The following is a 260-nucleotide window of genomic DNA, read 5'->3' as shown; positions in this document are numbered from 1 at the left end:
TTTCCGTACTGAGTAAGTGCCTCACCGATATGGTAATCGATATCTGCTCTGAAAGTAGACAATGGAATTCTTCCGTCTTTGAAAGATTCTGATCTTGCCATTTCAGCACCGTTCAATCTACCAGAGATCTGAACTTTGATACCTTCTGCACCCATTCTCATTGTACCTGCTATTGCCATCTTAACAGCTCTTCTGTAAGAGATTCTGTTTTCGATTTGCTTAGCAATACTGTCAGCTACTAATACTGCATCAAGTTCAGG

At 40.8% G+C, this 260-nt stretch carries 1 protein-coding gene; it reads right to left on the bottom strand.

Translation table 11 applies throughout. The features are described 5' to 3' along the window. The coding region (gene rpsC, locus ACPYOJ_RS35765; protein WP_481420444.1) for a 30S ribosomal protein S3 at nucleotides 1-260 on the bottom strand (260 nt) is incomplete at both ends.

The organism is Rhizobium sp. SVR5-9E (genome assembly GCF_056755095.1).
This window is presented reverse-complemented; position numbering and strand designations above follow the sequence as displayed.